This is a genomic window from Rhodococcus sp. NCIMB 12038, from assembly GCF_002165735.1.
In the GTDB taxonomy this organism is placed as follows: Bacteria; Actinomycetota; Actinomycetes; order Mycobacteriales; family Mycobacteriaceae; genus Rhodococcus_F.
The window spans coordinates 86,960-110,574 of record NZ_NHML01000023.1; the positions used below are offsets into that span (position 1 = coordinate 86,960).

A 23,615-nucleotide genomic window follows, 5' to 3' on the forward strand; every position below is an offset into this window, starting at 1 on the left:
TGGTTCCTCTAGTTGGCGTGAATGGTTGTGCCCGCGCCGGGTTCGCAGTCGGCCACAGTTCCGTCGGTGCCGTCGGTCGGCCGGGGCAGGTTCGGAATCGCGATCGCCGCGACGACGATTCCGAGAATCCCGAAGAGCACGAGTGCGTATGCGGGTGCGATGGTGGAGACCTCCGCGACCAGCCAGGTGGAGACGAATGGTGCGGCACCGCCGAACACGGCGTAGCTGATCTGGAACGGGAGTGCGCTGGCCGAGTACCGCACCTCGACGGGAAAGAGTTCGACGACTGCCAGTGCCGACACGATCAGCAGGGAGTACGCGGTGGTGGCGTACAGGGAGATTCCGATCGTCGCGGCGACGACGCCGTGCCGCAGGAGAATGAAGGCCGGCACCACCGCGATCGCCAGGGCCGCGGCGAGCGACACCGCCAGTGTCTTGCGCTGGATTCGGTCCGCCCACCGACCGATGCCGACAATCAGCCCGATCCCCACGAGGTGACCGACGACCACGATCGTCAGGGCCGTCGACATCAAGTAGTTCTGAAACTTCACGAGGTAGGACATCATGAATCCGACCAGGATGTAACCGGCGACGGATTGCATGGCGACCCAGCCGAGGAGGGTGCACATCTGGCGGCGAACCGTGCGGAAGGCCTGCGCGAGTGGCGCGGGCGTTCCCGGCTCGGAGTTCGCTCGGGCGGCGGTGAAGTCGTGGGAATCCTCGATGCTCATGCGGAGGTAGAAGCCGAGGACGCCGAGCGGGGCCGACAGGAGGAACGGCAGACGCCAGCCCCACTGGGCCATCTGCTGGTCGGTCGTCAGGGCCGAGACGACCAGGACGACCAGGGCGGCGCAGCACACCCCCGCAACGATCGACACGACGAGTTTGGAGGCGTTTCTGCCGCGTTCGCCGATCGCGGACTGCTCGACCACGAGGACGAACGCTCCGCTCTGCTCCCCGCCCGCGGAGAAGCCCTGCAACAGTCGGCACACGAGCAAGAGTGTCGGTGCTGCCACGCCGACCGCCGCATAGGTCGGCAGCACGCCGATAGCCGCGGTGGCGGCGCTCATCAGAAGAACCGCGATCATCAACGCGCGCTTGCGTCCCCAGCGGTCACCGACGTGCCCGAAGACCACCGCCCCGATCGGACGAATCACGAACGCGACGCCGAACAGGGCAAACGTCGAGAGCAGAGCCGCCACGCTGTCGAACTGTGGGAAGAACAGTGTGGCGATGGTGACTGCGAAGAACCCGTACAGGGTGAAGTCGTAGAACTCGATGAAGTTGCCGATCGCGCCGGCCCGGGTGACCTTGGTGATCTTGTCCGGAGCGCTCGTGTGCGCGGAAACGTCGAGTGTGCTCATACATCGTCCGATCGGAGTGGGAAATGAAGGGAGTGAACGGCGCAGCCGGACTATCGTGCGGTCAGGCCGCCGTCGACGGGCAGCGCGATCCCCGTGACGAAGGACGACTCGTCCGAGGCGAGCCACAACGCGGCGTCCGCGATCTCACGGGGCTGACCGGCACGGCCGAGTGGGACACCGGCGACGACACGCTTCTCGTTCTCTTCCTGGGAGAACCGTGCATCGACCTTCATGAAGTCGTTGTACAGCATTGGGGTAGCCACCGGTCCCGGGCACAGTGCGTTCACACGGACACCGTCGGTCGCGTAGCGCACGGCCAATCCCTTGGCCAGACCGATGACGCTCGCCTTCAGTGCGGAGTAGACCGGGCTCAGTGCGGACCCGACGAGTCCGGAGGTCGATGCAGTGAAGATGATCGAGCCGCTCCCCTGCTGTCGCATGTGCGTGATCGCGCGTGCCGCGATCACCGTCGACTGCGTGAGGTTCACGTCTGTGGCGGTTCGGAATTCGTCGAGGTCGAGGGTTTCGACGTCGCCGGGGGCGGGCATTCCCGCGTGGCTCCACAGCACGTCGATTCCGCCGAGCCATGCGATCGCGTCGTCGGCGACGGTCCCGGCGATGTCGGCGTCGGACAGGTCGGCGACGAATCCCTGCGCGTTGCCGCCCGCCGTGTTGATTCCGTCGACCACCTCCTTCAACCGGGCTTCGTCCCGGTCGACTGCCGCGATCCGAGCGCCTTCCTGCGCGAACAGTTCGCACCCGGCCTGGCCCATTCCCGACGCGGCCGCGGTCACCACCACGCGTTTGCCTTGCAATCTCATCGTCATCTCCTCAAAGTTGTTCGTTTGGCCCGGTTGTTCGTCTGTCACGGTTGTTCGTTCGACACGGATCGGCCGGTCGGCCTTTCCCGATCCGGTCATTCCTCCGGCGCAAGCGTCACGGTGATTCCGTCGAGCGACTGAGCGTGCGCGATTTGGCAGGACAGACGTGACGTATCCGCGTCGAACCCTTCGGCTTCCTCGAGGAGTTCGATCTCGTCTTCGGAGCGCTCGCCGAGTCCCGAGACGACCTGCGGTTCCAGGTACACGTGGCAGGTGGCGCAGGACGCGGTTCCGCCGCACGAAGCCAGGAGTGGAAAATCATTGTCCCGCAGAGCTTCCATGAGGGTCTGTTCGGGTTCCCACTCCACCTGGCTGGGCGATCCCGCACGGTCGATGACGGTGATGTTGTTGGACATGTGGTGATTTCCTAACGTGATGTAGCGAGAGCGTCGGTTCGGGTGGTCGCCAGCTTCACCGCTCGGTCTGCCGCGAGTACGGGATCGAGCCGGGCACCGGCGGCGATGAGCTTCTTTCCCGCGGCGAAGTCGCCGAGCGCATTGATCGTGTCCAGTGCGGCCAGGCGACCGTCGCGGAGGTAGAGAACCGCGAACTTGCCGTCCGCAGGATCGCCGCGCCGAACTACCTGGTCTTCCGGCGAGCGCACCCCGGCGGTTTGCAGTCGGACACCGTGCTGAACGGTCCAGAACCACGGCACTTCCGCGACCGCGGCGTCGAGACCCAGTATGTGGCGAGCTGCGCTGTCTGCCTGTGCCATTGCATTCTGAACGCATTCGAGGCGCATGCTGACACCTTCGCGGGGGCAGGTGAAACGGGTGACGTCGCCGACGGCGTAGATCTCGGGGTCGGAGGTGCGGGCGTGCTCGTCGACGACGATTCCGTCGGAACAGTCGAGTCCGGCCGCCTCGGCGAGGTCCTGGTTGGGTAGCACACCGACTCCCACCACGACGACGTCTGCGGGGATCGTCTCTCCGTCGCTGGTGACGATGCCTTCGACTCGGTCCGACCCCTCGATCCTTTCGAGGGAGCTACCGAAGGCGAACCGCACTCCCTCCCCAACATGGAGGTTCTCGAAGTAGCGACTCACATCTTCCGACGTGACACGACTCATCGATCGGTCCTGGTATTCGAGTACGGTTGCGCTGCAGCCGGATTTGACCGCCGCGGCTGCGACCTCCATCCCGATGTACCCGGCACCGACGATCACGAACCGCACGCCGGGGCGCAGCATCGCCTTCAGGTTGTGGCCGTCTGCGCGGGTCTTCAAAACCTGCACGCCGGGCAGCGCTGCGCCGGGAACGTCGAGTGTCCGTGCCCGCGACCCGGTGGCCAGGATGAGACGGTGGTAGGGAATCGTGGAGCCGTCGGCCAGGCAGACCTCCCGCGCGGATCGGTCGACAGCGGTCACCGCGGACCCCGCGATCCGCCGGATTCCCTTGTCCTCGTAGTAGTCCTGTTTCCGGAGCGCGGGGGGCTCGTGCGATTCCGCGCTGGCGAGCACGTCCTTCGAGAGGGGCGGCCGCTCGTAGGGGAGCCCGTCTTCCTCGTCGATCAGGATCAGCTCACCACGGTATCCGAGTTCGACCAGACGCGACGCGGTGTGGACACCGGCGTGCCCGGCGCCGACGACAACGATGGGTGTGGACATTGTCCTGCCTTCCGTGCGGTCCGGTCAGGCACCCACGGCATGCAGCAGAACGTGCATGCGCTCGGGTCCGACGGTGAGATTGTTGCCGTGCATGTACTCGATCGCGTGGTCGGGATCGATCGCGATCGACTCGAGCCGAGAGGACAGGAGTTTGGTCGTCACCCGCAGCTCGAGGCGGGCGAGGGGCGAACCGATGCAGCTGTGGATGCCGTATCCGAACCCGAAGTGCCCTTCGGTGTCCCGGTCCATGTCGAACTCGTGCGCGCCGGGGAACTTCGTTTCGTCGCGGTTGGCCGATGCGATGAGTAGCCGAACGACCGCACCCTTCGGAATGACGGTTCCGGCGATCTCGACGTCGTCCTTGGTGCGTCGCACGGTGCGGTGAACCGAACCGCGGAAACGGGCAAGTTCCTCGACGAATTTCTCGGCCTCGTCCGGGTTGGTCCGGATCCGCCCCAGGAGATCCGGATGGTGTGCGAATTCCTGGAATGCCATCGTCATCAACAGCGTGGTGGTGTCGTGGCCTGCGACGAACATGAACCCGCACAGTTCGCGGGCCTCCTTGTCGGAGAGCAGTCCTTCCTTCCACATCCGCGCGATGTGTCCGCCGACAGCCTCGCTGTTCTCGCGGTAGAGACGCTCGAGGTTCTCTTGGAGATAGTCGAAGAACTCCATGGTGTTCTTCTCGTCCTCGCCCGATCCCGGCGCATTCCGCGCGACGCGCGCGAAGTACGTGAACATCTCGTCCGACCAGAACTTCATCTTGTCGATGTCCGCAGCCGGAACGTCGAGGATGGCACTGATGGTCGACATGCTCAGCGGCATCGAGTACGCCGTCGCCACCTCGCCGCCGCCGGCCGCGATCATCTCGTCGAGGTACCGGGCGGCATTCTCGCGGACGCGGTCTTCGACCATCGCCACCGATTTGGGGGTGAAGGCGCGTGCGACCACCTGCCGGAGGCGGGTGTGGTTGGGCGCATCGAACAGGGTCAGGAACGTCAGCGGCACCGGTTCGGTCACCTGGGAGGAGAAGACCTTGGGTGCGCGCAGAGCTTTGCGCACGTCCTGGTACCGGCTGACGAACCAGACGTCCTCGCCGGGTGTCTGCGCGCGGAGCACCGGCGCATGCTCCCGCATCCACGCGTAGTGCGCATACGGCACACCTTGACTGCCGTCCTCGTCGATCACCTTGAACGCGGGAAGGTCTGTCGGCCACTCCAACTCGTGAGAGTAGGGGGGCGAGATCGCGGTGGACTCGGTGACGGTAGACATCGGCGTCCTTTCGTGGAAGCTGGTGTTGGACACGGGGGCACCGATCGAAGAGAGCGCCCGTCGTCCGGTCTGTGTGTGAGCACTCGACCGAGGTGGCCGTCGGGAGAGAGGATCCTGTTCTCGCTCCGGCTTCTGTGCTCTGCTGCATCAAGGCTCCCAGGAGTGAAGCAGGCCACAAATAGCACTTCCGGTAGGCGGAAGAATTTGTACAAAAATGCGTTATGAGCTGCGGTTACCGTCGCGTGCAACCGGGGTGCCCGCGACGGCGCGCGCGATACTGGTGGCGACAGTCTGCATGGCGGGGACTGCCGTCAACACGTTCTCCTCACCCCGTGGGTAGATTACGGTCAGCGCTGCGATCACCGCGCCGTGCTCGCCCATGATGGGCACTGCAATTCCGGACCACCGCTCGATTCCGAACCCTGCCGCGTAGAAGAAGCGTTGCTGGCGCACCTCGGCCAGGATCCGACGGAGCAGGACCGGGTCGGTGACGGTGCGGTCGGTGAGCTTGTCCAATGGCCCGGACAGAACCTTGGCCTGGTACTCCGGTGACGAAAATGCCAGCAGCACAAGCCCGGTCGAACATCCGTGCAAGGGATACCGCTCGGCCATCCGGCCGGCATCGAGTGTCGAGTCCGGACTCGCCAGGCGTTCGAGAAACAACACCGATCCGGCGTCCAAGACCGCCAGACTGACGTGCTGGCGCAGGATCGTCTGGAGGTCCTCCATGAACGGCAGCGCCGCCTCACGCAACGTCATCGTGTGCGAGCCGCGCGCGGAAATTTCCCACAGCCGCAACCCGATGCTGATCTCCTTGTTGGGAGCGCGTTCGAGTAGACCGTGTTTGACCAGCTCGTTCACCAACCGGTGCGTTGTCGTGAGGGGAAGGTCGGCCCGATTCGCGAGCGTTGTGAGCGGTAGTGAGCGCGATTTGCGGTCGAATGCACTGAGCAAACGCACCACACGTCCGATCACCGAGTCTCCACCGCTGTCCGGCATGATCGCAACACCTCTCCGACCGATACACGTGCAGTCTAGTGCGTGCCCCTTCGGCTTCGACCGGTGTTGGTCATACGGCGACGGGCGCGACCCGATGTGGGTCCACCAGCTTCAGAATGTCGTCCGGCCAGGGCGTCGCACGGGTGTCGGCGGGGAGAACGTGCACGGAGGTGAACGCCCCGTGCGCTGCCCGGACTCGGGTCGCGCCGTCGAATTCTTCTCCGTAGACGTCGAATTCGAAGGTGATCGAGGTTCGCCCGACCGCCTGTATGCGGACCGTGGTGGTGACCTCCTGGCCGAACCAGAGCTTCGACGTGTAGTTCACCACTTGCTGGACTCTGGGCATGCTCGGAAAATGCTCCAGCAGGCCCAACTGGCGGTACAACCGCACCTCGCACGCTTCCACCCACCGCAGGATCGATGAATTGTGGTGATGCCCCGCCGCATCGGTGTCGGACCATTCCACCAGAGCGGACATCGTCGCCGATCGTGGCGGGAACTGCGTATCGGTGTCGTGAGTCATGGGCGATCCTCCGTAGTGGACAGGAAGGTGCCTTGCGCCGAGGTCAGGACCCGGCCCGTCGAGGTCTGCAGTGTGGCGTTCACTGTGGTGATCCGTCGGCCCCGGCGTTCGACCGTGGCACACAGCAGAACCGTGCCGTCGACTTCCGGCGCAAGGGGACGCTGGTATGCCAGCGTGAGGTCGAGTAGCTCCGGAGCCCCCTGGTCTTCGTGCGTTCCGGAATGACCGACCAGCGCGCGCATCGCGTGGTCGATCAGGCTGACGTGCAGTCCGCCGTGCACGACCCCGTGCCTGTTGCACAGCGCCGGGTCGAGTTCGGCGGTCAGCACCGAGGAATTTCCGTTCCGGGCCGTGTCCGTGATGCCGAAGATCTCGTCCAGCGACGGGAGCAGCGGGACACCACCCGTAGCGGATTCCGAGACCGTCGACGTCGGGGTCGAGGGCGGCGAGAGTGGCGAGGGTGGCGATCCGGGGACGACGAGGAAGCGTGCGGTTCCCACGGCGACGTCGGCGACGTCGGGCCCGTGAATCCGGATACGGCTCAACCCAGTTCGGTGATTCGACGAGATCAGATCGCCTCGCGCCGTCACCACGGTTCCGGGCGAGGGCACCGGGCCGACGGCGTCGAGGCGCAGGTCGACCGTGCGCACGTCGAGCCCCTGCGCGAACAGGCCGCCGAGCGACTGGGCTGCCGCGGAGTCGGCCGCCACACCCAACCAGCCGAGCGGAACCTCCGGTCCCGTAGCGAAGCGGGGAAGGATCATCGCGGCCGTGGCCCAGTCGTCGCCGCGGGCCGTCACACGGCAACCGGTGAGTACCTCGGCCGGGTGGCGAGCGCGGTGTCGACCGATTTCGAAATCAGGCGCACTCACGGACAACGGTGCCACTTCCGGCTCCTTTCAGGTGCTGAGACTCGACAAGTTCGACCCGCCACACGACGCGCTCTCCAGGGCACCCCTCATAGTCAACACATTTCTAGCGATAGTCAAATCTTCTGTAGACTTTTCCTGAGTACCGAGCCTTACTCTCGGGGAGCGCGCGAATCAGCCGCCCTCCTGCCCGGCCCACACGTCCCACTGGGCCTGCGCGGTGTCGTGCCAGCGCTCGTGGCTCGCGTCGAACGCGTCCACCGCGCGCACCGCAGGCCAATCGGAGGGCAGGAGCGACGCAGGCAGGTCCGGGTCCAGAAACGGGAAGCGACGCCACTCGTGCACGAGCTCCACCTGAGCGACGAAGGTCTCGGCCGACGTCAGCGGTGCCATCCCCGTGGTCCAAGCGGTGAAGTGACGGTACTTGTCCGCCAGCTCGTCGAGATCCCACGCCGCAGATATGAGGGTCCGGACATCATCGACCGGAACCCACGTGCCGACCCAGGCAAACGCCTTGGCCCGCAAATCCAGTTCGTCGAGGACCGCCAGGACGGCGGCTTCCTTGCCCGCATCGGGAATTACCCAGAGACCCGGCGACGGCGATCCCATTCCGAGCCACGTGAGCTGCGTCCGAAGGCGATGCCGCAAACTGCGCTGAGCCTCCGGAACGGCTACCGTGACGACCAGCCAGCGCTCGTCCCATTCGCGGTCTGCACGGAGAAACCCGTAGATTCTGTCGGCGCCGTCGCGAAGCAACGTGGTGCCCGCCTCGGTCAGGGACCATCGCACCCGCCGGCCCGAACGCTCGGACACGAGCAGACCCTCCTGCGCCATCCGGGAGATCGCCTGACGCGCGGCCTTCTGTTCCACGCCGATTTCCGCAAGCGCCCGCAGTAACGTCGAGGTCCACACCGCCTGCCCACGGGGGCGGACGAACTCACCGAGAATGGTGAGGAGAGCGGACCTCGCACTGGCCGATCCGATGCCGAACGCGCCAGCACCCGCGGGGTCTGCCGCATTCGATTGCGAATACTGGACGTCGGCTTCGGTCATGCTCTCACCTTCTCACGCATCCCGGACTTGCCGGACCACGACATAGCGGCTCGACCTACCCGTCCTCCCACGTTCGATAGGTCGTGAACTCGCGGTCCGCCAAGCGCGGAAGAGCGTCGTTCACGCCGAAAGTCTTCGCGTGCTCGGACTCGACGTGGCGGCGGAACGCGTCCTCGTCGACGTACTGCTCGTAGAAGAAGAACGTGTGGTCGTCGTGAGGGTCGCGGTGCGCTTGATACAGGATGACCCCCTCTTCGGCCCGGGTCGGCGGGATCAGTTTGCCGATCGCCGCGGCGACAGCAGAGGCCTCACCGGGCTTGGCGGTCCACTTCACGGTCACGACGTAGGGCATTGTGGCCTCGTCCCCTTCTTGCTGCACGGGTGCAGTCAGTTCTTGTTATCGACGACGACGGACACCGAGCTCGGTCGTTCGTCGACGAAGTACAACGCGATCAGTGCCACGACAGGCCCGGCCGCGAGTGTCGCGAACGCCGCCAGAAATGACTTTCCGGATGCTGCGAATACGGCGCCGACCGTGATGGGAACGAGGACGCTGCCGATGTTCCAGAATGCGTTGGTGACGCCCGCTGACGAGCCGACGACGTGACTGGAGACGAGTCGCGGGATCAGTGCCACGAGCAAGGGCAGGTAGCAGTACGCGGACAGCCCGAGGAAGGGAGCGGCGATCAGGAATCCGATTGGTGTGCTGAGCATTCCGAAGACGAGCAGTGTGATGGCGAAGCAACCGAGGACGATCATGGCGGGAACCCGCCGGGCACCGTTGAAGCGGTCGGAGATGATCCCGATGAGCGGTTTGCCGAAAACACCGAGCGCGGCGAAGAGTGCCACGATGAAACCCGCGGTCGAGGGAGTCACCGAGTGGCCCTTGATCATCAGAGTGTTCGACCAGGTGATGAATCCGTAGGTTCCCCAGCATCCGCCGAAACCGGCGACTGCGACGAGCATGAGATTGCGGTTGCGCAGGATCGTCATGATCACCGCGCGGGTGGACCCGGAATCGGTTGCGGCGGCCCGTACGGCCACGGGGCCGGATCGGAGCAGGAACCAGCACACCGCACCGGCAACGACGGAGAGGGCGCCGAAGAGGTGGTAGGAGGTTGTCCAGGCGAAGTGTTCGATCAGCATGGGGACGGTCGAGTTCGCTACCACGACGCCGATCGACGTCGCGGACAGGAAGATGCCCATTGCCTTCCCGAGCTCGTCGGGGCGGAACCAGCTGGTGATGAGTTTGACGCCCGCCGCGTAGTCGGCGCCGGCGAACAGTCCGACAACCGCCTGTACCGCGATGCCGACGGTTGCCGAGGTGGTCGACCCGAAGATCATCATGAAGATTCCGGCGCCGACCAGAGACGTTGTGACGATCGTGCGCCCACCCAGCCGGTCGCTCAGGAAGCCGTTGCCGGCGTTCGACAGGACGTACCCGATGTAGTACGCCGTTGCGAAAGATCCAAGGCTGGCCAGCGGCACTCCGAGGTCCTCGCCGACGAACACCGAGGCCGGCCCCCACGTCGAACGGTCGACGGACGTCAGGACCAGGGCCAGCCAGCACAGACCGAGGACGACCCACCGATACCGCGAGATCGCCGGTGAAGCTACGGCCAATCGTTCAGTCGTGCCTAGGGAGGTATCACTTTTCACGGCGCTGATCCTTTCGGGACTGTCGAACCGGACTCCGCTGGTTGCGTGAGTCACAGTAGGCCCGGAAAGTGAAATGGTCAACAGTACGGTTGCGATGCGCAAATAATTCGTAGCATGTTGTGGTCGCGGCTCCGCCACTCGTGCGCCTTTCTGGTAGCGGGAACAACCAGAAAGGCGCACGGGCCCGGAGGGCCTAGACCTTTTCGCCGATTGCGGGGTCGCCGAACCGCGGCGCTCGCCCCTCGTTGTACGCGGCGATGCCCTCTTTGAAATCGCCCTGACGCATGAAGTGGCCGATGAGATCCTTCGAGCCGTCGATCGACTGTCGGGGTGTGAGGTGCAGAAGATCCGCGTACATCTGCCGCTTCGCGGAGGTGACCGAGGCGGGAGAAACCTGGGTCGCAACCATTCGCGCCACCTTGTAGACCTCGTCCATGAAGTTTTCACGCGGGTACAACCCGTTGAGGAAGCCCATCTTGTCGAGTTCTTCCGAGTAGACGATTCGTCCGGTGTACAGAATGTCAGCGGCGTGTGTGAGGCCGACGATGCGCGGAAGGATCCACGACAGTCCGTACTCCGCGGGAAGACCGAGACGAGGCGTCGACGTCGTGAATTTGATTCCTTCGGCCGCGAACCTGAGGTCGCAGAAACTGGCGATGGCCGCTGCGATGCCCGCGCATGCACCGTTGATGGCGGCAATCACCGGTACGCGCAGGCCCCACTGCCAGATGACGTCGGTCTCGAACTCCGGGTTCACCCCGGTCCCCGGTTGCGCGGCCGCGCTCGCGTCGACGGTATCCGCGTAGTCGTCCGTGCTCGTGGTGTAGAAGTTGAGGGCCTTGGTGTCTGCCCCGACGCAGAACTGGTTGCCACTGCCGGTCAGCACGACGACTCGCACCTTGGGGTCGTTGTCGAGCGTGTCCATGATCCAGCGGTACTCGGTATTCATGAGGTTCGTCCAGGAGTTGCCGCGTCCGGGACGGTGGAACCACACTGTTGCGATCCCGTGGTCGTCGATCTCGTATTTCGTGACTTTGAGTTCCATCGTTTGCCTTCTCTTGCCGTGTGCGGGAGGTTGTTCGAGGAGCCGGTCCTCGACTAGTCGAGAGGTTCGGGCTGCCACTGCTCCAGGACGTGCTCGGATTCGACGATCTCGCCCGTGATGCGGTGCGGACTCGCCGAACAGAGGATGACAGCGGCCCGTGCCATCACATCGGGGCTCTCGGCTTCGGGGTCGTCCGCCTCGAGGACGCCGTGGAACACCGGTCCGGGCGTCGCCACCAACCTGGACGGCCGCAGGGCGTTGACGGTGATGCCGTGCTGGAGATTCTCGGCGGCGAAGCCCGTCGTCATCCTCTCGAGGGCGGCCTTGACCATCCCGTAGCCGGTAGTTGTTCCCTTGGCGTTGAATCGCGACGGGGGAACCTCGGGATGGCGTGACTCGCTCGAGGTGATGTTGAGCATCCAGCCCTCACCTCTCTCGCGCATCCCGGGGAGTGCGAGTTGACTCAGGTGCATGGGGGCCTGAACCTGGATGTCGAACATCAACTGGAGTCGGCGCAACGCGAGGTCGGCGCCGGGCTGGAAGAACGTGACGGCGGCGTTGTTGACCAGGATGTCCACCTTGCCGAATCGGCGCACGCTGTCGCGCATGATGCGCTCCCGGTCTTCCGGATTCGTCAAGTCTGCGACGATCGACAACGAGTCACCCCCCGCCGCGTGGATGGCTTCGGCGGTCTCCTCCAGTGTTCCGGGGAGCTTGCCCGGTTGCTCGGAACTCGAACGCGCGGTCACGATCACCGAGGCGCCTTCCCGTGCGAACTCCTCGGCGATGGCGGCTCCGATACCTCGACTGGCGCCCGTAACCAGGGCGACCTTCCCATCGAGAATGCCCATATTCTTCTTCTCCTGTTCGTGGTGCGAAATCAGCAATGGTGTGTCCTTGTGGGAAGCGCTATCTCGCCATGCCGATTCCTCCGTTCACACAGATCGTCTGACCGGTCATGAAGCGGGATCCGTCGCCGGCGAGGAACACCATGACGGGAGCCAGATCGCGATCGGGATCTCCGAGATCGCCACCCAGCGGAACCTTGGCGTAGACGCCCGCACGTCCCTCCTTCGCTCCTGCGCGGGTCATCGCGGTCTTCATCGCCGGAACGACGATGTTCGCGCGGACCCCGTGCTGTGCGAACTCCAGGGCGATGGTTCGGGTCCACGCATGTACCGCCCCCTTGGTCGCCGCGTACCCGCCGAGTTGGCGGATCGCAGTCATGCCGGCATCGGAACCGAAGTTGATGATGTGTCCCCCACCGGAGGCCTTCATTGCCGTGAAAGCGGCCTGGTTGGTGTAGAAGGTGCCGCGCACATTGACGTTCAGGAGAAAGTCGAAGTCTTCCGGCGCGAGTTCTTCCGCGGGCTTGGCTCGTTGCACACCGGCGACATTCACCAGCACATCCAATCCACCGAGGTGATCCGCCGCCGCGGCGACGGCGTCGAAGACCTGGCCGCGATCGGAGACGTCCACGACCTGAAAAGTCGTGTCTCCACTGGTTTCTGCGGCAATCGAATGCGCCGTCGCGCGGACGCGATCCTCGTCGACGTCCATCGCCACGACGCTGGCTCCTTCGCGAGCGAGGGCTCGCGCCGTGGACTCACCGACACCTTGTGCGGCTCCGGTGACGATGATGCGCTTGTTTCGCAGTTGCATCGCGTTTCTTCTTTCCTCAGCTGTAGCTTGTCGCGCGGGTTCGGATGTGCTCAGGCTGCACATTCGGCATCGAGTTGTCGGATGAGATCCGCCAGTGCGTCGGGTCGGCGTCGGTGCACCACGTGGTCGGCGCCGTCGATCTGCATTAGTTTCGCGCCGGAGACTTCCGCGGCCAGGACGCGGGCGGCACGCGTGTGCCGTGGGTCTGTCGCGGTGCCGTAGGCCGATACGACCGGAACACGTATCCGCGCTGGGTCGTACGGTGCGGGAGTGCCGTGAACGGCTGACCACAGTTCGGTTGCCCAGGCCGGTGCGCTGGCGAGAAACGACCCCTTCTTGTCCGACGGGAGTTCGTCCCATCGCTGCGTGCCCATGGCCCTGCGCATGAATGTCTCTGCAGCCCGGTCGAGTTCCCCACGATCGCAATCGAGACTCTCCGGCAGCGGGACTTCCGGCCACCACCGCGCCCACGGCATGGGTGCTTCGTAGGCCACGACACCGCGCACCAGATCCGGTGCCGTCGCGGCCGCAGCGAGCGCGATGACGCCACCGAAGCTGTGCCCCAGCACGACAGCGGGGTCGTCGCCCAGCACGGAGAGAAGGTCGTCGACGTGCCCGGCGACATCGAGAGCGCCGTCGCCCGGGTGCCTCGACCGTCCGTACCCGCGCCGGTCGTATCGCGTGACATTCATGTCCGGTAGCCGATCCTCGAGGCGTGCGAAGCTCGCCGACGAGTCCATCGATCCGTGCACGATGACGACGCGTGCCGATGCGGGAACCGTGTGGCCGTTCGGCCGCGTCGCGTTGTACAGGAGTGGCCGGCACCGCGCGGTATCAGTCACGGGGCATCCCCAGGGACTTCTCCGCGATCGAATTCCGGACGATCTCGTCGGTGCCGGCGAAGATGTGCACGCCGGGCTCTCCCAGGACGAAGGAGTTCCACGAGAAGGTGCCCCATTCGCCGGTGTCGGCGGCGAGCTTGGGACCGAGTACCGTGCTCACGAAATCCGCGACTCTGCGGAGATTGATGCTGAGTGCGAGCTTGCTCACCAGTGGGGCGGGATCGCTGCGCAGGAACGGAGCGGCGACCATGTCCGTCCCCTGGGCACCGAGTTGCCGGGCCGCCCAGAAGCCGGTCATGGCTTTGACGAGGTCCTGTCGGACGAGGGGGTCTTCCGAAACGCCCACACCGCGGATCATTTCGACCAGCCGCTCACCGTTTGCGATGCCGGAGCCCGATTTCCCCATTCCGCCGCCGATTCCGGCGCGCTCGCGCGCGAGGATCTCGCGGACGATGTCCCATCCCTGGCCGATCTCGCCGAGCAGGCCCGAGGCCGGAACATGAGCGTCGTCGAAATAGACCTCGTTGAAGGCTGCCCCGCCCGTCATCTGCTTCAGGGGAAGTACCTTGACCCCGGGTTGGTGCATATTGATGAGAAAAGCGGAGAACCCGGACTTTCCGGCCTCGGTTCCGGTACGGCAGAACACCACTCCGACATCGGCGAGGTGTGCATCCGAGGTCCACACCTTCTGCCCGTTGATCCGCCAGCCGGTGCCGTCTCGGGTCGCCTTGGTGCGCGCGGAGAACAGATCTGATCCGGCCTCGGGTTCACTGAACAGTTCGCACGCCATCAGGTCTCCGCGGTGCAGAGCGCGGGGCACCTCCCGCTTCGTGGGGTCGTTCGCGTACTTCAAGATGACGGGGCCGACGACGTTGTCGAGCTTGAAGTAGTTGTCGGCGGGTACGTCGAATTGGCGTTCGAGTCGGCGGTACAGCCGTGAATACTTCGACGGGAGACCACGGCCCCCGAACTCCACCGGCCCGTCCAGCCAACCGAACCCCGCATCGAACCGCGTGCGGCGCCAGTCCCGGGCCTCGGCGAGTCGAGCCCGCTCTTCCTCCGAATCCGGCTCTTCCCACAGGTCCACACCCGTGTCTTCGCCCACGCCCCAGGTCAGTTTCTCGCGCGCACCACCGCGTCTCCGTGCGTTGCGTTCCAGGAACGCGAGGACCTCGCGTTCGAACTCCGCCGGCGAGAGAGTGGCCGTTGTGCTCTGTGCGTCTGCTTCGATGGTCATCCGATCACCCCTGCTGTTCGAAGTGTTGAAATTCTGTCCTTGGCCCAGCCGAGCTCGGACAAGATGCTGTCGGTGTCCTGCCCGGGTTTCGGGCGCGGATGAGCGTGTGACGGCGTCCGGCCGAAGCGCGGTGCCGGTGCGGGTTCGAGGAATCCGTCGACGTCGACGAATGCATCGCGTTCCCGGTGATGGGGGTGCGTCGCGGCCTCGCCCGGCGACAGCACCGGCGCGAAGCATGCTTCTGCCTCTGCCATCACCGCACACCAGTCGTCCCGGGTGCGTTCGGCGAACGCCGCCGCGAGCAGCTTCTTGCGGCTATGCCACTGGCTGCGATCGAATTGCGGGAACATCTGGTCCCGGTCGAGCCGCAGAACGTCGACCAACTGCTCATAGAACTTCGGTTCCACCGCGCCGACGGATACGTATCCGCCGTCGCGGGTTTCGTAGACCTCGTAGAACGGTGCGCCGCTGTCGAAGAGGTTCGTGCCCCGGTCATCCGCCCACCGCCCCACCGACCGAAGGTGGTGCACGACGGTCATCAGCAGCGAAGCGCCGTCGACGCAGGCGGCGTCCACGACCTGCCCGCGGCCGGACGCCGAGCGCTCGACGAGTGCGCCACAGATACCGACTGCGAGCAGCATCCCGCCACCACCGAAATCTCCGACGAGGGCCAGGGGTGGGACCGGCGCGTCGCCGGACCGCCCGATCGGCTCCAATGCGCCGGCGACCGCGATGTAGTTGATGTCGTGCCCGGCCACCTGTGCCAGCGGACCGTTCTGCCCCCACCCGGTCATCCGGCCGTAGACGAGACCGGGGTTCGTCGACAGGCAGTCGTCGGGGCCGAGGCCGAGTCGTTCCATGACCCCCGGGCGATTCCCCTCGATGAGCACGTCGGAGGTGTCGATGAGCTCCCGGACGAGGTCTCGACCGGCGGCTTCTTTCACATCCACGACGATCGACCGCCTGCCGCGGCCGAAGCTGTCCAGCTTCCGCGTCTTCTCCGGATCGGAGGTCGGGCGTTCCACGCGAATCACGTCCGCTCCCATGTCCGCCAGCAGCATCGCGCAAAACGGTGCCGGGCCCTGGCCGCCCATTTCGACGACCCGCACTCCCGTCAGCGTTCCGGTCACTTCGACCTCTCTTCCTCCGTCACCGGTGTGTGCGGTGCCATGGTGTGATTACGGGTTGCCCGAAGTCAGGTTGCGCTGAGCTCGTCGACGAGGTCGGCGGCGCCGAGATCGATCCACTGCTGTCCCAGATCGCGTTTCGCCATCTTCCCGATTCCGCTCATCGGAAGCTGCTCGCGCCGGATCCACCACCGCTCCGGGATTTCGTAACGCGCAAGTAGCTGCTTGCAGTGGTCCGTGAGCGCCGCGATGGTGGGCAGGTCGGCGTCGGCGTGCGGTACGACCACTGCGCCGACAATTTCGCCGAGGTCGTCGTCCGGTAGGCCGAGCACGCCTGCCTCCGCCACGGCCGGATGCTTCAGGAGGGTGTTCTCGATGTTGGCGGACGCGATGTTCTCGCCGCCGCGGATGATCACTTCTTTCACACGGCCGGTGACGTAGAGGTAGCCCTCGTCGTCTATCCGCCCCAGGTCACCCGTGCGGATCCACCCGTCGGTGTCCTCGATCGGCCCCTCACCGAGATATCCCTCGGGCACGTTGGGTGTGCGCCCGAGGATCTCGCCGACGCCGTTCTCGTCGGGATCGGCGATACGAAGTTCGACAACCGGGAGGGCCTTTCCGACCCGGCCGGCGTGACTGCCGATCTCCGCGCCGGCACCCGCGGCGAGCAGCCCACCCGTCTCGGTGAGTCCGTAGAGACTCCCCACCCGCTTCTTGACGTTGGGGAACGCCTCTTCGATCCGCGACCGCATCGTGGCCGGGACGGGCGAGCCTCCCAGTGGGATCGAGCTGAGGGTCGAGGTGTCGTAATCGCCGAGGGCGGGATGGTCGAGGACCCGGGACACCATCGTCGGGATGCTGCCCCAGGACTTCACCTTTTCGGTCTCGATGAGGCGCAGTACATCGGCGGGGTCGAACTTACCGTCGAGCAGTACGAGTTTTCCGCCCTGGAGGAGGGTTCCGCAGCTCACCTGGACACCCGCGAGATGGAAGAGGGGAACCGTCTGCAGACTGGTCGTCCCGGGATGGTCGTCGGTGAGTTCGCTCGGGAGTCGCCGCGTCATGGCCAGCAGGTTGTGCAGGTTTCCGATGATCGAGCGCTGGGACTTGAGGATGCCCTTGGGGGCACCGGTCGTTCCCGAGCTGAACATGATGACGGCCGGGTCCTCCTCGCTGACGTGCACCTCGGGGAGTACCGCCGGGTCCCCGGCATCGACGATGGTGCGAAGCTCGGTGAAGGCGATGCGCGGCGCGGAGTGGATTTCGCGATCGGAAATGACCAGCTTCGATTCGCTCTTGCGAACGAGCGCATCCACTTCGTTGTCGCTCCACCACGAATTACCCAGGGCTGCAACCGCTCCGAGTGACTGAATTGCCCAGAACGTCACGACCCACTCGATACTGTTGAAGCCCAGCAGCAACACGCGATCGCCCTTGCCGACTCCGTATGCGGACAGGCGGTTCGCCACCGCAGCGACGGCGCGCTCGTGGTCTCGGAAGGTCAGCCGCCGTGCACCCTGGACAAGTAGTTCCCTGTCACCCCAGCGGCGCGCTTCGATGAGGAGGTCGCGGACACGACGTGGCCTGTCCTTGTACATCAGGGACGGCCTGCCGTGCACCGTGCCCCGGACCACCTCGCGGCTCCACGTGACGTTGGTCGCCTGATCCGTATCCAGACTCATTGATGATTCCTTCCGAAGATCCGGGCCCTGGCAAGCCCGATTTGGGGATTCGACGCGAGCCGCACATCCATGCGAGTGCGTCACGTCCAGTGACCCGAGCACGGGCTCTAAAATGGTTCTACCAATTACTACCGCGGCGGGCATTCCTTGTCAATGCACGGCCGGGCATTTCGGACGAGGCGCTCCGGGCGCCTACGCCCCGTAGACAGCGTTCAGTTGCGCGGTGTCGTAGTACTCCTCGAACGACTTCACCCTGCCGTCCTCGAAGCGAAAGATCTGAACGTATCTCCCCTGGTAGCTGAGGTGCTTGTCGCCCCAGACTCCGCGAGTCCGCACATCGACGTCGCTGTGCGAGCGCACCACGACGACGTCCGGATCCTCACCCGGGATGACGCCGTCGATGTACCAATCGAAGCGTCCCTGCATATCGTCGTGAATCGGATCCCAGAACGCCCTGACCGCCGCCCATCCACGGTGCGACCCGATCTGGCATGTCGCCACATCGTTCGCCACATACGGCGTCAGTACCTCGGGCTCATCGTCGACCCACAGGGCGTAGAACCGTTCCTTGTCCCTGAGATAGAGCGAGAAGAACTCGATGACGACGTCGATATTGCTGCGCGCGCGATCGTTTCGCGCGAGGGGCTCCGATGCGAGGGTCACACCGTTCACTACCGTGGTCATCTGGTACTCCCGTCGTCAGCTGGGGCGAGTGTCGCAATGTGCGTCGGAACCGCGTCGAGGACGACGGTCTTGTTCTCCAGGAAGGGCCGCAATCCGTCGACGCCGCCTTCGCGACCGATTCCCGACTGTTTGAAACCTCCGAAGCCGATCCGCATGTCGCTGCGAAACACGTTGTGCCCGACAGTGCCCGATCGAAGGCGTCGCGCAACGGCATAGGCCCGATCCGGGTCGTGGGTGAAGACCGAGTTGTTGAGGCCGAAATCCGTGTCGTTGGCAAGCTCGAGCGCGTGGTCCTCGTTGTCGGCCGCGATGACGCTGAGAACGGGCCCGAAGATTTCCTCGCGGGCGACCGTCGCGGCGTTGTCCACCTCCGCCAGGACCGTGGGTTCGAAGAACCAGCCCCGCGTGAGACCGGCGGGCCGACCGCCGCCGAACGCCAGTCGCGCTCCTTCTGCGACGCCGGTGTGGACGTACCGTTCCACCTTCTCGAGCTGACGCCGAGTGGCGATCGGTCCCATTCCGGTGGCCGCATCGAACGGGTCACCGACGGTCACTCCCGCGAACTCCGCGGCCAGTGCGTCGACGAGTTCGTCGTGCCGGCCACGGGTCACGATGATTCTCGACAACGCCGAGCAGACCTGACCGGTCAGGAAGCAGGCGTACGCGGCGATATCGGCGGCTGCGGTCGCGACGTCGTAGTCGTCGAGCACGACAGCGGCCGACTTTCCGCCGAGTTCCAGGGTGATTCGCGCGATCCGGTCGGCGGCGATCCCGGCGATTCGCCGTCCGGCCGCCAGCGAACCCGTGAACGTGATCTTGTCGACGCCCGGGTGACGCACCAGCCGCTCCGAGGGCCCGCGGTCGGCGGTGACGACGTTGAGGACGCCCGGCGGCAATCCGACCTGTTCGGCGATCTCGGCCATGACGTACCCCGCGCCGGGTGCCTCCGGCGACGACTTCAGGACCACCGTGCAGCCGGCCAACAGGGCGGGTGCGATCTTGTACGCCATGATGTTGATCGCCGCGTTCCACGGGACGATCGCACCCACGACACCCACCGGCTCCCGGACCAGCAGCGCGAGACGACCACCTCCCGGCGGATCGTCGAACCGCTCCTCGAAGGAGAAGGTGCCGGCGAGGTCGGCGTAGTAGTCGTAGACATCGCCGATGGTGCCGGCGAAGGCGTGGGCGACCGCGTGAGTGCTGCCCATTTCGCTCGGCCAGATCTGCGCGATGTCGTCGACCCGAGCGCGTAGCGAGGCGCCCATCGCTCGCAGGTACTCCGCCCGCTCGGCGTGGGTCAGTCGTGGCCACGGACCGTCGTCGAAGGCGGTCCGCGCCGCGGCGACCGCACGGTCGATGTCGGCCTCGGTCGCATCCGCCACGCGCACGTAGACCTTCTCCGTCGACGGATCGATGACGTCGATGCCTCCGCCGCTTTCGGGGCGGACCCATTTCCCGTCGACGAACAAGCTGTCGGGATGTGCGATCGGCACTGATGTACTACGCATTGTCACTCCTGAGATCGGGGGAGGTCGTGGGCAGTGACCGCACTCCTGCATCGGACTCGGTGACCACCGTCATCTCCCGCGCGTTGGGGAGCCAGAACCACGCCACAAATATTTCGATGACCGCGACCGCCGTCACGTAATAGGCGGGTGCGAGGGCCGAGAAGTTCGTGACCAGCCAGGTGGCGATGAGGGACGCGGTACCACCGAACAGGGCAAAACCGACTTGGTAGGGCAGGGCGCTGGCCGATGCGCGGACGTCGACGGGGAACAGTTCGACGACCGCGAAGCCCGCGGCGAGGTTCATCGGGTACAGGAGCGTCGTGTACCCGGCTATTGCGATGGTGGCGAATACCGGTCCGTGGCCGATCAGGGCGAAGGCGGGAACGGTCCAGACGGCGAGTCCGGCGGCGAGGCTGATCGCGAACCGCTTCCGTGTCACGGTGTCCGACCACCGGCACAGGACCATCACGAAGGGCGCGGCGATCAGGAACCCGAGCACCATGACGAGCAGAGCGGTGGTCATCGAGTACCCCTCGAATTTGACCATGAGGGTGGTCATGAAGCCGATCAGCATGTAGCCGGCGAGCGAGACCAGTCCCACCCACGCGAACAGCGTCAGCATCTCCTTCTTGACCGTACGAAAGGCCTGGACGAGGGGAACGTGTCGGCCGACCTGCTTGGCGACCTCCGCGGACGCCGCGGTGAAGGCCTCGGATTCCTGCAGCTTCAGCCGAAGGACCAGGCCGAGGACGCCGAGTGGCGCGCCGATCAGGAACGGGATCCGCCACCCCCACGACTGCATTTGATCGGCCGTCGTCACGAAGTTCATGACGAGGGCGACGATCGCGCCGCTCGCGACGCCGGCCATGACCGAGACGACCAGCCACGATCCGTTCCGGCCCCGTTCGGCGACGGGTGAGTGCTCGATGACGAGGACGTACGCTCCGCTCTGCTCGCCGCCGGCCGAGAAGGCCTGCGTCAGTCGGCAGGCGAGCAGCAGGGCCGGTGCAGCGACGCCGATCATTGCGTACGACGGGAGGAGGCCGATCATGGCGGTCGACGCACTCATCAGCACGACGGCGATCAGCAGCGCCCGCTTGCGACCCCACCGATCCCCGACATGGCCGAAGACGATGGCGCCGACCGGCCGCATGACGAAGGCACCACCGTATACACCGAATGTCGCGAGGAGGGCCGCCTGGCTGCTGTAGTCGGGAAAGAACTGCTGCGAGATGATGATCGCAAAGAACCCGTAGAGGGTGAAGTCGTAGAACTCGATGAAATTGCCGACCGCTCCCGCACGCGTCGCACGCGCTCGGATTCGTTTGGCATCTGTCGTTGCCGGTGTCGTCTCAACGCTCACGTGCTTCTCCGTTTCTCGGTCTACGAGGTCAGAATTCCGTTGTCACGCAGTGCCTGAATCTCGTTCTCGTGGTAGCCCACTTCTCCGAGGATCTCGTCGGTGTGCTCGCCGAGCCGCGGTGCGTATCCCCACGGACCGGTGGCGGCATTCTCGAACCGGATGGGATTGTTCGGGACCTTGTAGGTTCCGTACTCGGGGTGTGTCAGCTCCGTGACCGCCTGGTTGGCAAGCACCTGCGGGTCTTCGAGGGCGTCCTCGAGCCGATGGATCGGGCCGCAGGGCACCCCCGCCTCCTCGAGCTTTCGCAGCCAGTACTCGGCCGGATGTTTGCTGAAGATCGTCTGGAGCCGCCCGCACAGCTCGTCCCTGTTCTCGATCCGCTGGGTGTTGGTGGTGTAGGAGGTGTCTCGGAAATCGTCGTACTCGTCGAGCATCGGGACCAGCTTGTTCCAGAACTTGTCGTTGAGCACCGCCAGGATGAAGTGCTTGTCATCCGAACCGAGGAAGGGCTGGTAGGGCACCAACTGGGGGTGCCCGCCACCCTGCGGCCTGAACGGCACGCGCGTCTTGTCGTAGGCGGTGATGTAGTTCGCGAACGCCGCCACCTGGCCATCGAGGAGATTGATGCTGATCTTGTCGCCCACGCCGGTCTGATCGCGCAGCCGCAACGCCGCGCACACGCCGAATCCGACGAAAAACGATCCGACGAAGTCGGCGATGGGGACGCCCACCTTCACCGGGCCGCCGCCCACCTCACCGGTCACACCCATCATGCCGCTCAGAGCCTGGGCGAGAATGTCCATGCCCGGCTGATCCGCGCGTGGGCCGCTTTCGCCGAATGCGGTGATGGAACAGTAGATCAGACGATCGTTGATCTTCCGTAGCGTGTCGTAGTCGATTCCCATCCGCTTCACCGCGTCCGGGCGGAAGGCCACGACGAACACGTCGGCGTCGCGGACCAACCGTTCGAGTACTTCGAGCCCCTCGCGGCTCTTCAGGTCGAGGGCGATGGATCGCTTGCTGCGGTTGACGCCGAAGAAGTACGCGCTCTCGCCGTGATCGAAGGCGCTGTCGACGTACCGGAAGCTGTCTCCCTGGAGCGGCTCGACCTTCACGACGTCGGCGCCGAGATCACCGAGAAGCGAAGTGCCGTACGGGCCGGCCCCGATTTGTGACAGATCGACAATTCGTACTCCGGACAGTGGAAGCCGGCCTTCGGATCGTTCGTTTCGTCCGCCGAGCGGGTTGTGGTCGCGGTCTGACGAAATGGTCATCGATACCCCTACAGATCATTGAGGAAGCGCCGCCGGTCGCGGGTGAGAATGCGCAACAGCGAGGCGCGAAATATGGTAGAACCATTAGAGGCGACTCCGCGAGGTCTGTCAACCAGCAGTTTCCGGGCGGCCTCACCGCACGACCCACACCGCACGCAGCCTGCGCCAGCCAGCGGGCGAGAGGAGACATTCGTGGCACACCACTTCGACAGTCGATTCGTCACGGTCGACGGACTTCGGGCACATTTCGTGACACCGGCAGACGCAACCTCCGGAAATTCCCCGGCCGTGCTCCTGCTGCCGATGATCACCGGGATCGGCGAACAGGTCCGGGAATTCGCGGAACTGATCGCCGGCGAAACGGGGGCGATCGCTCTCACGTGGGATCCGTGGCACGGGAAGAGTTCCGACGACACTCCCTTCGAGGAACTGCACGAGCTGCACGCACAGCTCGACGATGCGACGGTGCTCGACGAACAGCAGCGGCTCGTCGACTACCTGACGACCGAACACGGCGTCGCGTCCGTGGGAGTGATCGGGTGGTGCCTCGGTGGCCGATTCGCGCTGATTCTCGGCGCCCGCGATCCGCGAATCGACAGCGTGGTCGCCTACCATCCCACCCTGCCGGGCGAGATTCAGCCTCATCACAGCGTCGACGCCGTCGCGGCGGCAGCGGACATCCCAGGGCCGGTGATGGTGCACTACCCGGGCAAGGATTCGCTGGTCCCCCGCGAGAACTTCCTGGGCCTGCAGGCGGCGTTGCAGGGCAGGGACACCGACGCTCCGACGATCATCCATCTGTATCCGCGAGCCAAGCACGGGTTCAGCGATTCCCGGCGGCACAACGAACAGGTCAACGCCGATGCATGGGCGATGTCGTGGCCGCAGACGCTCGATTTCCTCCGCACGTCCGCCCGTCTGCGCGAACCGGCGGTGTAGCCCCAAAGGCCGCGGTGTGCAGC

The 23,615-nt window shown here is 65.2% G+C and carries 23 protein-coding genes; 1 reads left to right on the forward strand and 22 read right to left on the reverse strand.

Going from position 1 to position 23,615, the window contains the following annotated elements:
* Positions 1-8 precede the first annotated feature (8 nt).
* The 22 genes from CA951_RS30100 to CA951_RS30205 all read right to left on the reverse strand — a co-directional run bounded on the left by CA951_RS30100 (position 9) and on the right by CA951_RS30205 (position 22,653).
* Positions 9-1,364: an MFS transporter gene (locus tag CA951_RS30100; protein ID WP_087560329.1), complete on the reverse strand. Its 1,356-nt coding sequence runs from the start codon at positions 1,362-1,364 to the stop codon at positions 9-11.
* 50 nt (positions 1,365-1,414) lie between these two features.
* A complete protein-coding gene (locus CA951_RS30105) occupies positions 1,415-2,185 on the reverse strand; it encodes an SDR family NAD(P)-dependent oxidoreductase (RefSeq protein ID WP_087560394.1) in 771 nt (256 codons plus the stop codon).
* 95 nt (positions 2,186-2,280) lie between these two features.
* Positions 2,281-2,601: a 2Fe-2S iron-sulfur cluster-binding protein gene (locus CA951_RS30110; RefSeq protein ID WP_087560330.1), complete on the reverse strand. Its 321-nt coding sequence runs from the start codon at positions 2,599-2,601 to the stop codon at positions 2,281-2,283.
* A gap of 11 nt (positions 2,602-2,612) precedes the next feature.
* Positions 2,613-3,851 (reverse strand): NAD(P)/FAD-dependent oxidoreductase, encoded by a 1,239-nt coding sequence (locus CA951_RS30115; protein ID WP_087560331.1) that lies wholly within the window; start codon positions 3,849-3,851, stop codon positions 2,613-2,615.
* A gap of 24 nt (positions 3,852-3,875) precedes the next feature.
* A complete protein-coding gene (locus tag CA951_RS30120; protein ID WP_087560332.1) occupies positions 3,876-5,123 on the reverse strand; it encodes a cytochrome P450 in 1,248 nt (415 codons plus the stop codon).
* Between the two features lie 219 nt (positions 5,124-5,342).
* Entirely contained in the window at positions 5,343-6,122 is a 780-nt protein-coding gene (locus CA951_RS30125; RefSeq protein ID WP_087560333.1) for an IclR family transcriptional regulator, read from the reverse strand.
* Positions 6,123-6,192: 70 nt separating this feature from the next.
* Positions 6,193-6,645 (reverse strand): thioesterase family protein, encoded by a 453-nt coding sequence (locus tag CA951_RS30130; protein ID WP_218780532.1) that lies wholly within the window; start codon positions 6,643-6,645, stop codon positions 6,193-6,195.
* Positions 6,642-7,532: a PaaI family thioesterase gene (locus CA951_RS30135; RefSeq protein WP_087560334.1), complete on the reverse strand. Its 891-nt coding sequence runs from the start codon at positions 7,530-7,532 to the stop codon at positions 6,642-6,644. Before CA951_RS30135 ends, CA951_RS30130 begins: the two co-directional genes overlap by 4 nt.
* Positions 7,533-7,688: 156 nt before the next feature.
* The gene (locus CA951_RS30140) at positions 7,689-8,567 is read right to left on the reverse strand and encodes a PaaX family transcriptional regulator C-terminal domain-containing protein (protein WP_087560335.1); all 879 of its coding nucleotides are present in this window, start codon (positions 8,565-8,567) and stop codon (positions 7,689-7,691) included.
* A 55-nt stretch (positions 8,568-8,622) separates the two neighbouring features.
* The gene (locus CA951_RS30145; protein WP_087560336.1) at positions 8,623-8,919 is read right to left on the reverse strand and encodes a putative quinol monooxygenase; all 297 of its coding nucleotides are present in this window, start codon (positions 8,917-8,919) and stop codon (positions 8,623-8,625) included.
* A 35-nt stretch (positions 8,920-8,954) separates the two neighbouring features.
* Positions 8,955-10,190, reverse strand: coding sequence for a nitrate/nitrite transporter (locus CA951_RS30150; protein WP_256974150.1), 1,236 nt, complete (start codon positions 10,188-10,190; stop codon positions 8,955-8,957).
* Between the two features lie 229 nt (positions 10,191-10,419).
* A complete protein-coding gene (locus CA951_RS30155; RefSeq protein ID WP_087560337.1) occupies positions 10,420-11,271 on the reverse strand; it encodes an enoyl-CoA hydratase-related protein in 852 nt (283 codons plus the stop codon).
* Positions 11,272-11,324: 53 nt separating this feature from the next.
* Positions 11,325-12,122 (reverse strand): SDR family NAD(P)-dependent oxidoreductase, encoded by a 798-nt coding sequence (locus tag CA951_RS30160; RefSeq protein WP_087560338.1) that lies wholly within the window; start codon positions 12,120-12,122, stop codon positions 11,325-11,327.
* Between the two features lie 58 nt (positions 12,123-12,180).
* Complete coding sequence (locus tag CA951_RS30165) at positions 12,181-12,933, reverse strand: SDR family NAD(P)-dependent oxidoreductase (protein WP_087560339.1); 753 nt, start codon at positions 12,931-12,933, stop codon at positions 12,181-12,183.
* Positions 12,934-12,983: 50 nt separating this feature from the next.
* Positions 12,984-13,775 carry an alpha/beta fold hydrolase gene (locus CA951_RS30170; protein ID WP_087560340.1) on the reverse strand — a complete coding sequence of 264 codons (792 nt, stop codon included), beginning with the start codon at positions 13,773-13,775 and terminating at the stop codon, positions 12,984-12,986.
* Positions 13,768-15,012 (reverse strand): acyl-CoA dehydrogenase family protein, encoded by a 1,245-nt coding sequence (locus tag CA951_RS30175; RefSeq protein WP_087560341.1) that lies wholly within the window; start codon positions 15,010-15,012, stop codon positions 13,768-13,770. The genes CA951_RS30170 and CA951_RS30175 overlap by 8 nt, the downstream gene beginning before the upstream one ends.
* Complete coding sequence (locus CA951_RS30180) at positions 15,009-16,142, reverse strand: CaiB/BaiF CoA-transferase family protein (RefSeq protein WP_087560342.1); 1,134 nt, start codon at positions 16,140-16,142, stop codon at positions 15,009-15,011. The genes CA951_RS30175 and CA951_RS30180 overlap by 4 nt, the downstream gene beginning before the upstream one ends.
* A gap of 65 nt (positions 16,143-16,207) precedes the next feature.
* A complete protein-coding gene (locus CA951_RS30185; RefSeq protein ID WP_087560343.1) occupies positions 16,208-17,821 on the reverse strand; it encodes a class I adenylate-forming enzyme family protein in 1,614 nt (537 codons plus the stop codon).
* A 192-nt stretch (positions 17,822-18,013) separates the two neighbouring features.
* Complete coding sequence (locus tag CA951_RS30190; protein WP_087560344.1) at positions 18,014-18,505, reverse strand: nuclear transport factor 2 family protein; 492 nt, start codon at positions 18,503-18,505, stop codon at positions 18,014-18,016.
* Entirely contained in the window at positions 18,502-20,016 is a 1,515-nt protein-coding gene (locus tag CA951_RS30195; RefSeq protein ID WP_087560345.1) for an aldehyde dehydrogenase, read from the reverse strand. Before CA951_RS30195 ends, CA951_RS30190 begins: the two co-directional genes overlap by 4 nt.
* On the reverse strand, positions 20,009-21,379 hold the full coding sequence (locus CA951_RS30200) for an MFS transporter (protein WP_087560346.1): 1,371 nt from the start codon (positions 21,377-21,379) through the stop codon (positions 20,009-20,011). Before CA951_RS30200 ends, CA951_RS30195 begins: the two co-directional genes overlap by 8 nt.
* Before the next feature lie 20 nt (positions 21,380-21,399).
* Positions 21,400-22,653, reverse strand: a complete 1,254-nt coding sequence (locus tag CA951_RS30205) for a CaiB/BaiF CoA-transferase family protein (RefSeq protein ID WP_087560347.1) — start codon at positions 22,651-22,653, stop codon at positions 21,400-21,402.
* Positions 22,654-22,845: 192 nt separating this feature from the next.
* Between CA951_RS30205 and CA951_RS30210 the strand changes: the two genes are divergently transcribed.
* Positions 22,846-23,592: a dienelactone hydrolase family protein gene (locus tag CA951_RS30210; RefSeq protein ID WP_218780533.1), complete on the forward strand. Its 747-nt coding sequence runs from the start codon at positions 22,846-22,848 to the stop codon at positions 23,590-23,592.
* Positions 23,593-23,615: the final 23 nt, after the last annotated feature.